We start from the raw sequence: 13943 nt of genomic DNA, 5'->3' as shown, positions 1-13943 counted from the left end.
GGAGCGTCCACTTTCATTGAGCTATGAAGACGCACGAGAGCTTCCTCCGGCAGGGACTGGAGGTGTCGGAGATCTCGGACCGGGAGTGGCGGGTCAGTGACGCCCGGGTCGCCGAGCTCGGTGCGCCTCCCGTGGTGGGCTTCATCCTGCAGCTCGACGGGATGTTCGAGGTGACGCAGATCGGCAAGCCGGGGCACCGCACGTACTTCCGGTCGTTCGAGGCGGCCCTCACCGAACTGCGCGGCTGAACTACGCAGCGACGAAGCGCGGCACACGGGCGTTCAGGCCAGGGTGGGCGTCGACTGCCCCTTCGCGGTCACGGGGACGACGACGACCGGTCGCCACTGGTCGTGGGTCAGCCGTGCACTTACCGAACCCGCGAGCCAGTTCTCCACCGTGTTCGAGAAGCCTCGGCGATGCGTCCCGACGACGATGAGCCGGGCGTCCGTCTCGCCGGCCAGCCGCCCGAGCGCCTTCGCCGGATCGCCCGCCAGAAGCCGGAGCGACCACGACTCCGGCGGCGTATCGATGTCGTTCAGCGCTGCGTCGATCGCCGCCGTGAGCGCAAGGACGGCGTCCCGCTCCCCCGCGCCGACCTCGCTGGGGTGCAGGGATTCGCCGGCGACCGTGTCGGGCTTGTCCCATTCGGTGAGGTAACTGTCCTCCGAGACGTAGGCGCAGAGCAGCGGTCGCCCGAGCTCCGCGGCCAGCTGCGCGGCTTCGAGGAGCACGGCCTGCGACTGACCGCGGTGGAGCCCGACGATCACCGGTCCGACGGCGGGATCGTCGCCGGCCGGTTCCGCCATCAGCCCGCCGCCTCCTGCGGTGCGCCCGCGATATTCACGAGCCACTGCACACCGAATCGGTCGACCGCCATGCCGAAGCTGTCGCCCCACGGAGCCTTCGCGAGCGGCTCGATCACGTTGCCTCCCTCGATCAGCTTCTCGTAGTAGCCGGTGAGCTCCGACTCGTCGTCGCCGCTCAGCGAGATCGAGATGTTGGAGCCCTCGTTGAGGTCCATGTGCGCGGGAACGTCTGCGGCCATGATGGTGAAGCCGCTGGGGCTGGTCAATTGCGAGTGCATGATCAGGTCGTTGTCGGCCGGGTCTTGTGCCATCTGGAACTCGGCGAACGTGCTGCGCTGCACCTCCCCGCCGAACACGGACTGGTAGAAGTCCATCGCCTCGCGCGCCGAAGCGCGGAAGTTGAGGTACGGGTTCAGGATCGACGGCATGGTGTCCTCCTCGTGAGAGCTGGGTGTCTGGCCGTTTGCCGCCCAGCGTAGCGAGCGGTGCGATCAGCGGCGATAGGCGGCGACGAACAGCTCCCCGCGGATCTCCCCCAGCCGCGCCAGGATGCGCTCCACCAGGGCGTCCGTGATCCCGCCCGCTGCGACGTCGTAGGGGCCGATCGGCTGGAGCTTTCCCGCCCGGACGCGGACCACTTCCCACCCCGCCGCTCGGAGCAGCCGGTCTTTGCGCCGGTCCGACTCCTCCCGCGGCCCGACGTGCTCGAGGCCGTGCCGCCCGGTCGTGTCGTACTCGATCGCGACCTTCAGCTCGGGCACCAGAATGTCGGGCCACACTTCGAGGTGCGCGTGGAAGGGCTTCGCGACCCGAACCGCGTTCATGCCGAGGTCGACGTCGAGCCGCTGGGCCAGCCGGCGCTTCAACTCGGGTTCCGCGGCCGACGCCGGGACGGGCGCCCAGCGGCTGACGAATGCCTCCCCCACATCGACCTGGTCGGCACCGCCGCGGGCGTGCCGGCAGATCGGACACCGCCTGCCGCCCAGGATGTGCTCGATACTCGTCTGGAACGAGGGATGGCCGGCTTCGCACTGCCACGAGTATTTTCCGGCCGTACCGTTCTCGGTCGACACTGCCACGCGCGATCCCGGCGCCGCCATGCTCACCAGTTGCTCGCGCGTCATGGTCTCGCGGTCGAGCCGTCGGCAGAGGTAGCAGCGGTCATCGTTCGGGTCGGCTTCGATGCGACGCGGGTCGCGCGCGTGACCGCATTGATGCATCCCCGCCTCCGGCTCCGGAGCGCGAACCGGCCGGGGAGCCGCCGCTTCCGCGCACTGCGGGCACCACACCGAACGTCGTCGCGTACCACCAGGGCGTGCACGCTGCTCGCCCGGCGTCGCGACGAAACGGTGGCCGGAGTCGCACTCCCACACCAGGTAGACGTCGGCCGCGGGCGGCACCTGCGTCAGCGTGATCCCGTGATTCAGGTCCGGGTGATACTGCCGCACCAGCACCGGGTAGCGCTCCCAGTCGCTCCGGTAGCGGCCGACCGGGTAGGGAACCGCCTCGCCCTTCGACCACTGGCGGCGCGACCACCACTGCTCGACGCTCTCCGGCACACGCCATCCCTTCTCTCGAACGACAGCGTAGGCACGACCACCGTCATCGCGGGGAGGTGGATGCCATCCTCAGAGCACGAAAGGGATCAGCGCCCGCCGCTCCGGCGGATAGTCGGCGAAGGTGTCGCGGTACCAGCGGTGGTTGGAGATCGCCCGCGGCGCCAGGTTGGCCACCGTGTACAGCGCGAACGCCGTTCCCGCCAGCGACCAGGTGGCGATCGCCCAACCCGTCCACTCGACCATCTCGCCGAGGTAGTTCGGGCTCGACACGTACCGGAAGCCGCCGCCCTGCGGGATCCGGTACCCGCCCGATCCGTCCCCGCGGAGTCGACGCAGTGTCCGGTCCGACCGCACATTGAGGGTGAGGCCGAGTGCGAACAGCGCCAGCCCGATCCAGAACCGGGGATCCCCCAGCCAGGCGACCGGGTATGTCCCGTACTCCGAGATCCAGCGCGCGTTGACCCATGCGTTGAGGAGGTTGAAGACGATCGCCAGGGTCATCACCAGCACCGGCATCCTCGACCCCGACCGCATGAGAAACGGGTAGACGAACGCCCGATAGACGTAGTGCACCAGCCACAGCGCGAGGAACAGCAGCGGGACCGGCTCGAACCGATGCGTGCCGAGCAGGTAGAAGACGACGAAGAGGATGGACGCGGGCGCCTCCATCACGACCCAGCCGACCCGGGCGGGTACGGTCGGGCCCCAGCCACCGCGCCCATGACGGCCGCCGTACGGAGCCACGATGAAGAGCAACGCGACGAACGTCACAGCGGCCAGCGCCAGCTCGGCGTACACGAACCAGCGGTACGGTCCCTCGGGCATGCGGTCAGGCTAGCGCGACGAGTGGTCCCGACACGCCGTGGCGGGATGGGCCCACGCGGCGTGTCGGGACCACTCGGTGCGCCTTACTGCTGGGGGGCGTTGGCAGCCGCGATCAGTCCGTCGATCATCTCCGGCGTGACCTGGCCGCCGGCCATCATGCCGATGCGGCCGATCGGGAACGAGCCCATCATCTTGTCCATCGACACGCCCTCCGGCATGATCGCCGACGCACCCTCCATCATCTGCGCCATTCCGGCTAGAGCCGCCTGCACCATGGGACCGGCGACGGGATGCGCCATCACCTCCGCCAGTGACGACTCGCGCGTGAGCGGGAGCCGCACCTCGTCACCGGTGACGGCCACGGTCGCGGTCGTACGCAGGTCGCGACTGGACGCGCCCACCTCGACCATGTAGTCGCCGCCCTCGACGACCCACCGCTGCGCCCGGACGTCCCAGTAGGCGAGATCGGCGCGACGGACCAGGATCGTCACCTCTCGCGACTCGCCGGCCGCGAGCGCGACCGACGCGAAGCCCTTGAGTTCCCGCGGCGCGCGCTGCACGGTCGATCCGGGAAGGGACGTGTAGACCTGCACGATCTCGTGCCCGTCGCGGTCGCCCGTATTGGTGACGGTCACACGCACCTCGACATCGCCGAACGTCGTCGTCGCTGCAGCGTCGCCGTAGCCGAACGTCGTGTAAGACAGGCCGTGCCCGAACGGGTACGCCACGTCCATCCGGCGGGCGTCGTACCAGCGGTACCCCACGAACAGCCCTTCGCCGTAGCGGACGTGCCCCTCCTCGCCTCCGAAGTTCAAGAAGGCAGGGGTGTCCTCCAGCCGGCGCGGGATGGTCTCCGTCAGCTTGCCCGACGGGTTGACGGCGCCGAACAGCACGTCGGACGTCGCGGATCCGCCCGCCTGGCCCAGCAGCCAGGCTTCGACGATCGCGGGGACCGCGTCGGCGAACGGCAGCGCGACCACTCCGCCGTTCGACAGCACGACCACGGTGCGCGGGTTCGCTGCGACCACCGCATCGATGAGAGCCAGCTGATCGGCCGGGAGGTCGATGTCTTCGCGGTCGTAGCCCTCCGACTCCAGGCGCGCCGGCAGCCCTGCGAAGACGACGGCGACGTCGGCGGAGGACGCCGTCGAGACCGCCTCGTCTCGCAGGCGGGCCGTCTCCTCCGACGACACGTCGATGGCGACCGAGAACCCCCGGGCGAAGACCACATCGCCGGCGGCCGCGCGGATCGATGTGAGCGCATCATCCAACCGCGTCGGCCGGATCATCGACGAGCCCGCGCCCTGGTACCGCGGCTTCTCGGCGAAAGCTCCGATCACGGCGATGGACTGGTCCGGCCGGAGAGGAAGGATCGACCCGGCCGCACCCTCCGGAGCGTCATTCTTCAGCAGCACGATCGACCGTGCGGCGGCCTCCCGTGCCAGACCATGGTGGGCGTCCACATCGAGCGGGCCCTCGGCCCGTGGAGTCGCTGCCCAGCGAACGGCGAGGTCCGCGTTGCGCTGTGCCGACGCGTTCAGCACCGCTTCGTCCAGGGTGCCGTCGGCGACCGCAGCGGCCACCTGGGCGTCGGTCTGGCCGCCGCTGCCCGGCATCTCGAGGTCGAGCCCCGCCCGGAGCGCGGCCACGCGGTCGTTGACGGCGCCCCAGTCCGAGACGACCAGGCCTTCGAAGCCCCACTCCGTACGGAGCACGTCCGTCAGGAGCCACGGGTTCTCAGACGCGAACACCCCGTTGATGCGGTTGTAGGAGCACATGACCGTGTGCGGCTGCGCGTCCTCCACGACCCGTTGGAATCCACGCAGGTAGAGCTCGCGCAACGGCCGCTCGTCCACGTCGGAGGAGGAGCGCATCCGGTCGCCCTCCTGGTTGTTGGCGGCGAAGTGCTTCAGCGATGCGCCGACGCCCTGCGACTGGATGCCCCGCACCAGTGCGGTGCCGAGCACGCCCGAGACGATCGGGTCCTCACTGAGGTACTCGAAGTTGCGGCCGCAGAGCGGGGAGCGCTTGATGTTGATGCCAGGGCCGAGCAGGACGGCCACGTCCTCGATTGACGACTCGACGCCGAGAGCGGCTCCGACGCGCTCGGCAAGCTCGACATCCCAGGACGACCCGAGCGCGACGGCCGGCGGGAAGCACGTCGCAGGGACGCTGTCGCCGATCCCCAAGTGGTCGCCACCCTCCCGCTGCTTGCGCAGGCCGTGCGGCCCGTCCGTGAGCATGACGGAGGGGATGTCGCCGACGGCTTTGGTGCGCCAGAAGCTCTCGCCGCTGGTCAGTGATGCCTTCTCTTCGACGGAGAGGCCAGACAGGGCGGCGCGGACCGTCGTCGTGGTGGAGTCGGTCATGTGATTCCTTTCGTGGAAGACGTGAGTGGACGTCGTGAGTGGAAGTCGAGAGGTCAGCGGGTCGCCTTGATCGGCCACACGGCCAGGGCTCCCAGGATGCCGAGCACGATGGCCACAGGGAAGAGCGCGCCGTAGCCGAAGGCGAGGATGATGACGCCGGCGACGCCCGGAGCGAGCGTCTGCGGCAGGGTCGCGGCGATGTTGACGACCCCGAGGTCCTTCGCGAACGACCTCGCCGACGGTAGTACCTCGCTCATCAGCGCGGTGTCGACAGCCTGGAACATCCCGAACCCGAAACCTGCCACGACGGTCATGATGATCCACGAGGTCAGGTCCGGCCACAGCCAGGGCAGAAGGAAGGCGAGGCTGACGACGGCCGCCGAGGCGAAGACGAACGGCTTGCGGCGGCCGACGCGGTCGGAGAGCGGACCGGCGATCACGGTCGAGACGATGATGCCGACCAGGCTCAGCAGTCCGAGCAGCGGTATGACCTGCTCCGGGTGGGCGACGTGGAAGTAGTCGCTGAGCAGGAAGAGTTGATACCCCGTCACAGCGAAGTAGCCGGTGTACAGCAGCAGGCGGCCGGTGAAGGCCCAGAAGAAGTCGGGATGAGCGACCGGGTTCACCCAGAAGGTCTTGAGGAAGTCGAGCACCGTGAACGGCTCGCGTTGCAGGTTCTTGCTCGAGTAGTCAGGGTTCATCACCACGAACAGGGTGAGGACCACCAGGGAGAACACCGCGAAGAACACGTAGCCGACCGTGATGCTGTTGAAGAACATCGCGCCGACGATCGAGCCGCCGAGTGCGCCCACCATGAGCCCGATCCCGGACAACGCAGCGAACGTGCCGCGACGCTTCACCGGCACGCGATCCGGCATCACCGCCGTCAGCGGACCCTGCGCGATGTTGTAGCCGACCTGCACCAGCGTCCAGGCGATGATCACGCCGACGAGCGAGTCGGCGAAAGCCAGACCGATCAGGGAGAGGCCGCCGGCGAGTGAGCCGATCAGGATCAATGGCGCCCGACGCCCGAAGCGCGATCGCGTGCGGTCGGAGATCCGCCCAGCGATCGGCTGCACCACCATGGCGGCGAAGGCGCCGATGGTCGCGACGATCGCCAGGTTTGCGACATGGTCCTTCTGGCCGAAGAGCACGGTGATCTGCTGTGGCAGCAGGATGCCCGGCAGAGCGCCCCAGATCATGTAGATGCCCAGGTTGGCGGGGATGATCCACACCATCAGGCGGCGAAGCCCCCGGATCGGCGCGGGCGGGTCGTCGTTGCCGGAGGCGGTGCCGACGAACGTATTCGTGGTGATGGGGGTCACCGATTCGGCGGCGCGATCGCCGGTCGGGACGGAGGTGTCTGACGTCATTGTCGAAGGGGGTCCTCTCGCCATCCACCGTGGATGGTGGCAAAACCTTACGTCACTCGGTTTTCGGAAATCAAGCGACGTTCGGTTTATCCTCGGGGCATGGCACAGCGAGGAGCGTACGCGAAGGGCGTGGCTAAGCGGGAGGAGATCCTGGAGCGCGCGCTCGAGGTGATCGCCCGCGAGGGATACCGAGGAGCCTCGGTCAAAGAGCTGGCCGACGCGGTCGGCCTCAGCCAGGCCGGCCTCCTGCACTACTTCGACAGCAAGGACGAACTCTTCACGGCCATCATCCGCAAGCGCGACGAGGTCGACTCCCGCCGGTTCGGCGACGTCGACCAGGATCCGAGCCCCGATCGGCTGCGCGATGGATTCGTCGGTATCGTCCGGCACAACGCCGAAGTCCCGGGACTGGTCCAGCTGTTCTCCCGGCTGGCGGTGGAGGCCGGCGACACCGAGCATCCCGCCCACGCGTACTTCGTGGAGCGGAGCGCGCTCCTCCGGGAGATGTTCGCCCGGTCGTTCGCTCGCCAGCAGCAGGGCGACGAGCTCACCGATCGCGTCGACCCCGAGACGCTGGCACGAATCGTTCAGGCCGTGTCCGACGGTCTCCAGTTGCAGTGGCTGCAAGACCAGACGGTCGACATGCCGGCGACGATGGATGCGCTCTTCGCATTGCTCGCGCGGGACTGACCGCCGCGATCACAGGCGGATCGCGGGCCGTTCGTCGATCTCCAGCGGGTCGCTGGCACGCCACCCGAACAGCACGGCCAGCGCGCAGACGGTCGCGAACGCGAGGGTGCCGACGATCCACAGCGGCATCGGCCCGAAGGGCAGCCCCCACCACCACTCGATGTTCTTGTCGAGGTTGGGCCAGAACTCGTCGAGCCCCGTGGTGAACCGGCGGATGGTGAGCCACTGGATCGAGAGGTTGCCCAGGAAGACGGCCGTGGCGACCAGCACCATGTGCACGCGACCGAGCCCGGCGCTCGCCGTGTGGAAGCCCAGAAGGCTCACGCCGGCGAGGATGATGAGCAGCGGGTACAGGTAGCGCGGCTGCACCTGCTGCCCGACCAGGATGTGGTCGCGCATCAACCACAGCATCGGCAGCAGCACCAGCAGGGCGACGATCATCGCCATGCCGAGGCCCTTCCTCAGGTTGAGGCGTCGGAGGCCGAGGAATACGACGCCGCCGAATGCGAGCGCCACGGGGAACCACACCAGACCGGGCGCCGTCGCGCCGAGCCACAGCGCGCGTCCATTCACCGGGGCCCCGAACGCGCCGGCCCAGAGGTCGGGCAGGCGGATCAGGTTGTTCCACAGCAGGTCGATGAAGCTCTGCGGCACGTTGCCGAGCGGGCTGGAGATGTTCTCCCCCACCGGGTTGACGGCCCGCGTCTGCCCGGAGGTGAGGTAGCTCGCACCCGCGATCGCTACCAGCACGATCGGGAAGACCGCGAGCCTGAGGAAGGCGCGCGTGCGTTTGACCGTGAGCACGCCGACCAGCACGATTGCCACCACCGCGTACGCGGCCGAGTCGGCTCGCGACCCGGCGCCGATGACGGTGGCGAGCAGTGCGAGCGCCGCGAGTCCGATCCGGCGGCCCCGGCTCTCCGTCTCGAAGTACCCCAGCAGCGCGAGCCACAGGGTCGTGGCGGAGAGGACTCCCCAGCCGCTGGGGTTGATGCTGGCGATCAGGAACATCCCGAACGGCACGATCGTGACCAGCGACGCCCACACCATGAGCCCGCGGCGGGCACGCGGAAGCAGAAGGAGCAACGCCGACATCATCGCGACGTACAGCAGCGAGTTGAAAGCCCGCATCGCGATCACGGAGACCGAGATGTTCGGGCTCGCGAACATCCCCATGGCGGCGTAGAACACGGGCGGATACGAGCCGTCGAAGTTGCCGCGGTCGGTGTCGGCGAGGACGGATGACGGTATCGCTGGGCACGAGGCGGGCTGCTCCGGGTGGCCGTCGAAGCACCGATTCGCCTGGAGCAACTGCTCGGGCACCCGCCGGTGGTCCGCGTCGGACCCCGCCTCGCAGAGACCGTCGCGGAGTCCGTCGCCGCACCATGCGCTGGTGAGGTGGAAGTCTTCGTCAGCGCTCGAGGCGACCGGCGAAGACACGCTCCACGAGAGAAGGGCGACGAGCAGAGCCAACGGGGCCAGACAGTAGGCGACGATCCGCAGAGTCCTGGTGCGTTGCTCAGTCATGTCGATCGATCATTGCATGGCTCTTCGCGCATGCCCGAATTGCGGTGGGCCCTGCCGGGATCGAACCGACGACATCCACGGTGTAAACGTGGCGCTCTACCAGCTGAGCTAAAGGCCCGGGATGTCGACCAGCCTAGTGGAACCGGTCAGACGTGCGCGGGCAGGCGGTCGAGCGCGGCGCGGTACGTCTCGATCGAGCGGGCCTCTCCCGGCGCGGTGATGAAGGAGGCTCGGATGATGCCGCGCTCGTCCACGAGGAAGGTCGCACGGTTCGCGAACCCCTTCTCGGGCAGGAAGACGCCGTACTCCTTGGCGATGTCGCCATGCGGCCAGAAATCGGCCAGCAGCGAGAAGGTGTAGCCCTCCTGCTCTGCCCAGGCGCGAAGCGTGTACTTGGAGTCGACCGAGACGCCCAGCAGCTCGACCCTGTGGTCCTCGAACAGGCCGAGGTTATCGCGGAGAGCGCACAGCTCACCGGTGCAGGTGCCGGAGAACGCCAGCGGGAAGAACACGATCGCCACGGCCTTGCGGCCACGGAAGTCACTGAGTCGCACCGTCTCGCCGTACTGGTTCAGCAGTTCGAAGTCGGGGGCGAGCGTGTCGTTCTCGAGGGCCATGGTGTCGTCCTTTCACGCCCGCGTCGCGCGGCACACCGGCGGGCACGAGGACTGAGCCTAGACCTCTGCGCTCGGAGTGCCAAGTGAAGGTCAACGACTCCTCCGGAGTGCGGCTAGGCTGAAGGATGGTGTCCGCGCTTGTCGAGAACCGACAGCCCAGAGGCACGTCCACGATCCATCCGACACAAGAAAGAGGTCGAGGGTGACTGTAAACGACCAGGACCCGTACTCGGTGAACAACATCGATTCGGACCCGGAGGAGACCGCCGAGTGGCAGGAATCCCTCGACCAACTGGTTGCGGCCCATGGCCACGAGCGGGCGCGCGAGATCATGCTCAGCCTGCTGAAGCGCTCAAAGGACCTGCATGTCGGCGTCCCGATGGTGCCGACCACGGACTACATCAACACCATCTCCCCGGATAACGAGCCCGAGTTCCCGGGCGACGAGGAGATCGAGCGCCGTTACCGCGCCTGGATCCGCTGGAACGCGGCCGTCATGGTGCACCGCGCGCAGCGTCCCGGCATCGCGGTCGGCGGCCACCTCTCCAGCTACGCCTCCAGCGCCACGCTCTACGAGATCGGCTTCAACCACTTCTTCCGCGGCCAGGACCACCCGGGCGGCGGCGACCAGGTCTTCTTCCAGGGCCACGCCTCCCCCGGCCCGTACGCCCGTGCGTTCCTCGAGGGCCGGCTGAGCGCCGACCAGCTCGACGGCTTCCGTCAGGAGAAGTCGCACGCCGGCGGCGGGCTCTCCAGCTACCCGCACCCGCGGCTCATGCCGGAGTTCTGGCAGTTCCCGACCGTGTCGATGGGCCTCGGCCCGATCAACGCGATCTACCAGGCGCAGCTCAACAAGTACCTCACCAACCGTGGCATCAAGGACGCGAGCGACCAGCACGTCTGGGCGTTCCTCGGCGATGGCGAGATGGATGAGGTGGAGTCGCGCGGCCAGCTCCAGGTCGCGGCCAACGAGAAGCTCGACAACCTCACCTTCGTCGTCAACGCGAACCTGCAGCGCCTCGACGGCCCGGTCCGCGGCAACGGCAAGATCATCCAGGAGCTGGAGAGCTACTTCCGGGGCGCCGGCTGGAACGTCATCAAGGTCATCTGGGGCCGCGAGTGGGACGACCTGCTCGCCCGCGACAACGACGGCGCGCTCGTCAACCTCATGAACCAGACGCCGGACGGCGACTACCAGACGTACAAGACCGAGAACGGCGCCTACGTGCGCGAGAACTTCTTCGGTCGCGACCCGCGCACCCTCGAGCTCGTCAAGGACTACTCGGACGACCAGGTCTGGGGTCTCAAGCGCGGCGGCCACGACTACCGCAAGGTGTACGCGGCGTTCAAGGCGGCCGTCGAGCACAAGGGTCAGCCCACCGTCATCATCGCCAAGACGATCAAGGGATACGGCCTCGGCCCGTCCTTCGAGGGCCGCAACGCGACCCACCAGATGAAGAAGATGACGCTCGACAACCTCAAGGCGTTCCGCGACGCCATGCGCATCCCGATCACGGATGGGCAGCTCGAGGAGAACCCCTACCTCCCGCCGTACTTCAACCCGGGACCCGACGACGAGGCGATCCAGTACCTGCACGACCGTCGCCGCGCTCTCGGCGGCTACGTGCCGGAGCGCCGCGCGAAGTACACGCAGCTCAACCTGCCAGAGGACTCCGCGTACGCGATCTCGAAGAAGGGCTCCGGCACGCAGGAGATCGCCACCACCATGGCGTTCGTCCGCCTGCTGAAAGACCTCCTGCGCTCGAAGGACTTCGGCCACCGCATCGTCCCGATCATCCCGGACGAGGCGCGAACCTTCGGCATGGACGCGTTCTTCCCGAACGCCAAGATCTACAACCCGAACGGCCAGAACTACACCTCGGTCGACCGCGAGCAGCTCCTGGCGTACAAGGAGAGCCCGCAGGGTCAGATCATCCACGTCGGCATCAACGAGGCGGGCGCGCTGGCCGCGTTCACCAACGTCGGCACGTCGTACTCGACCCAGGGCGAGCCGCTCATCCCGGTCTACGTCTTCTACTCGATGTTCGGCTTCCAGCGCACGGGCGACGCCCTGTGGGCGGCCGGTGACCAGATGGCGCGCGGCTTCCTCATCGGCGCCACCGCCGGTCGCACCACGTTGACCGGTGAGGGCCTGCAGCACGCGGACGGTCACTCTCCGATCCTCGCGTCGACGAACCCGGCGGTCGTTCAGTACGACCCCGCATACGGCTACGAGATCGGCCACATCGTCCGCGCGGGCCTCGAGCGGATGTACGGCGGCAACCACCCCGACCCGAACGTCATGTACTACCTCACGGTGTACAACGAGCCGCTCGTCCAGCCGGCTGAGCCCGAGGGCGTGGATGTGGACGGCATCGTCCGCGGCCTCTACCGGCTGCGCGCCGGAGAGGGCGAGGGCCCGAAGGCCCAGCTGCTCGCGTCCGGCGTCTCCGTGCCGTGGGCTCTGGAGGCTCAGCACCTGCTCCAGCAGGACTGGGGTGTCTCCGCCGATGTGTGGAGCGTCACCTCGTGGGGCGAGCTGCGCCGCGACGGCCTGGCGGCGGAGGAGCACAACTTCCTCTACCCGCAGCAGGAGAAGCAGGTCCCGTACGTCACCCGCAAGCTGGAGAGCGCCGACGGCCCCTTCGTTGCGGTCACCGACTACTCGCACGCCGTGCCGGACATGATCCGTCAGTTCGTGCCCGGTCAGTACGCGACGCTCGGAGCCGACAGCTTCGGCTTCTCGGACACCCGTCCCGCCGCCCGCCGGTTCTTCAAGATCGACGGACCGTCGATGGTGGTTCGGACGCTGGAGCTGCTCGCCGAGCAGGGCAAGGTCGACCCCAACGCACCGGCCTGGGCGATCGAGAAGTACCTGCTGCACGACGTCAACGCCGGCACGACCGGCTCGGCGGGCGGCGAGGCGTAACCGCCCCGTGGCCGGCCGCCCGGTAGAGAGGACCAAGCCCGAGACGCTCGCGTGGCTGCGCAAGATCTCGGGTGAGCTGGCGACGACCACGCTCAAGAGGCTCGAAGACACCCTCCCCTGGTACCGCGACATGCCGCCGGGCCGACGCAGCGCCGTCGGCCTGGTGGCCCAGGCGGGCATCTCGTCGTTCATCTCCTGGTACGACGACCCCCGCTCGACGCCGTGGATCGCTGCCGACGTGTTCGGCGCCGCCCCGCGCGAACTGCTCCGCAGCGTCAGCCTCCAGCAGACCCTCCAGCTGATCAAGATCACCGTGGAGGTGGTCGAAGAGCGCGTGAAGAGCGCGGGCGGAGAAGACCTGCGCGAGGCCATCCTCCTGTATTCCCGCGAGATCGCTTTCGCCGCCGCCGATGTCTACGCGCGTGCCGCCGAGGCGCGCGGGTTGTGGGACGCGCGCCTGGAAGCCCTGGTCGTCGACAGCATCCTGACCGGCGAGTACGACGACGAACTGCCCAGCCGCATCGCCGCCCTCGGCTGGCACGGTCACGGCGAGGTCAGCGTCCTGGTCGGCACCGCGCCGAAGATGCTCGACGTCGACCAGGTGCGTCGAACCGCCCGGCACATGTCCGCGGATGTGCTGATCGGCGTGCAGGGCAGCAGGCTGGTCCTCGTCATCGGCCGGGCGTTCCCGAGCAACAGCGCGCCGGATGACGCGATCGGACCGATGCCGGTCGTGTCCTTTCTCGAGATCGCACAACACCTGGAGCCGGGCTTCGGAGCCGGCCACCTGGTGCTCGGTCACGAGGTGCCGAGCCTGGTGGATGCGTCCAAGAGCGCCAAGGCGGCCCTGGCCGGTTTCGCGGTGGCGAAGGCCTGGCGCAACTGCCCACGCCCGGTGCACGCCGACGACCTGCTGCCAGAGCGGGCTCTCGCGGGCGACGGACTGGCGCGCGCGACGCTGATCAGCCGTATCTACCGCCCGCTGCAGGCGCACTCCACCGAGCTGCTGACGACGCTGTGGTGCTACCTCGACAACGGCCGGTCGCTGGAGGCGACCGCCCGCGAGCTCTTCGTGCATCCCAACACCGTGCGCTACCGCCTCAAGCGGGTCTCCGAGGTGATCGGGTGGGATGCGACAGGCGCTCGCGAGGCCCTCATCCTGCAGGCAGCCCTCATCGTGGGCTCGATCAACGAGCCGGATTCGCCCCGGCGCGGCGGCTGAGTTGTAGACAACCACAAAGCATCTTC

Annotated in this window: 12 protein-coding genes and 1 tRNA gene; 4 read left to right on the top strand and 9 right to left on the bottom strand. The window is 68.4% G+C overall.

From position 1 onward, the window contains the following. The first annotated feature begins 23 nt into the window (after window positions 1-23). Window positions 24-248 (top strand): hypothetical protein, encoded by a 225-nt coding sequence (locus AB4Y74_RS08355; RefSeq protein WP_441798636.1) that lies wholly within the window; start codon window positions 24-26, stop codon window positions 246-248. A gap of 33 nt (window positions 249-281) precedes the next feature. Here AB4Y74_RS08355 and AB4Y74_RS08350 read toward each other — a convergent pair whose 3' ends face one another. The 6 genes from AB4Y74_RS08350 to AB4Y74_RS08325 form a co-directional block, all read right to left on the bottom strand. Then, window positions 282-806, bottom strand: a complete 525-nt coding sequence (locus tag AB4Y74_RS08350) for a universal stress protein (protein ID WP_441798635.1) — start codon at window positions 804-806, stop codon at window positions 282-284. Then, the gene (locus AB4Y74_RS08345) at window positions 806-1234 is read right to left on the bottom strand and encodes a VOC family protein (RefSeq protein WP_441798634.1); all 429 of its coding nucleotides are present in this window, start codon (window positions 1232-1234) and stop codon (window positions 806-808) included. Before AB4Y74_RS08345 ends, AB4Y74_RS08350 begins: the two co-directional genes overlap by 1 nt. A gap of 63 nt (window positions 1235-1297) precedes the next feature. Next, window positions 1298-2365 (bottom strand): zinc-ribbon domain-containing protein, encoded by a 1068-nt coding sequence (locus AB4Y74_RS08340; RefSeq protein WP_441798633.1) that lies wholly within the window; start codon window positions 2363-2365, stop codon window positions 1298-1300. Window positions 2366-2434: 69 nt separating this feature from the next. Beyond that, complete coding sequence (locus tag AB4Y74_RS08335; protein ID WP_441798632.1) at window positions 2435-3190, bottom strand: DUF1295 domain-containing protein; 756 nt, start codon at window positions 3188-3190, stop codon at window positions 2435-2437. Between the two features lie 83 nt (window positions 3191-3273). Then, window positions 3274-5559: a glycoside hydrolase family 3 C-terminal domain-containing protein gene (locus tag AB4Y74_RS08330; RefSeq protein ID WP_441798631.1), complete on the bottom strand. Its 2286-nt coding sequence runs from the start codon at window positions 5557-5559 to the stop codon at window positions 3274-3276. Between the two features lie 53 nt (window positions 5560-5612). Then, on the bottom strand, window positions 5613-6932 hold the full coding sequence (locus tag AB4Y74_RS08325; protein WP_441798630.1) for an MFS transporter: 1320 nt from the start codon (window positions 6930-6932) through the stop codon (window positions 5613-5615). A gap of 99 nt (window positions 6933-7031) precedes the next feature. Here AB4Y74_RS08325 and AB4Y74_RS08320 point away from each other — a divergent pair, with 99 nt between their 5' ends. Further along, window positions 7032-7622 (top strand): TetR/AcrR family transcriptional regulator, encoded by a 591-nt coding sequence (locus AB4Y74_RS08320; RefSeq protein WP_441798629.1) that lies wholly within the window; start codon window positions 7032-7034, stop codon window positions 7620-7622. Between the two features lie 9 nt (window positions 7623-7631). Here the strand turns inward: AB4Y74_RS08320 and AB4Y74_RS08315 are convergent, their stop codons facing one another. From AB4Y74_RS08315 to AB4Y74_RS08305, 3 genes are all read right to left on the bottom strand, one after another. Beyond that, entirely contained in the window at window positions 7632-9149 is a 1518-nt protein-coding gene (locus AB4Y74_RS08315) for a DUF2142 domain-containing protein (protein ID WP_441798628.1), read from the bottom strand. Between the two features lie 45 nt (window positions 9150-9194). Beyond that, window positions 9195-9267 (bottom strand) — tRNA-Val (locus tag AB4Y74_RS08310). Between the two features lie 28 nt (window positions 9268-9295). Beyond that, the gene (locus tag AB4Y74_RS08305; protein ID WP_441798627.1) at window positions 9296-9766 is read right to left on the bottom strand and encodes a peroxiredoxin; all 471 of its coding nucleotides are present in this window, start codon (window positions 9764-9766) and stop codon (window positions 9296-9298) included. Between the two features lie 202 nt (window positions 9767-9968). On the opposite strand from AB4Y74_RS08305, the gene aceE reads away from it, so the two are divergent. Beyond that, entirely contained in the window at window positions 9969-12695 is a 2727-nt protein-coding gene (gene aceE / locus AB4Y74_RS08300; protein WP_441798626.1) for a pyruvate dehydrogenase (acetyl-transferring), homodimeric type, read from the top strand. A gap of 7 nt (window positions 12696-12702) precedes the next feature. Continuing rightward, entirely contained in the window at window positions 12703-13917 is a 1215-nt protein-coding gene (locus AB4Y74_RS08295; protein WP_441798625.1) for a PucR family transcriptional regulator, read from the top strand. Window positions 13918-13943 lie beyond the last annotated feature (26 nt).

It is taken from the genome of Leifsonia sp. RAF41, from assembly GCF_052114085.1.
Lineage (GTDB): Bacteria > Actinomycetota > Actinomycetes > Actinomycetales > Microbacteriaceae > Leifsonia.
Note: the sequence above shows the minus strand (reverse complement) of the source record. Positions and strands in the feature narration are given on the sequence as shown.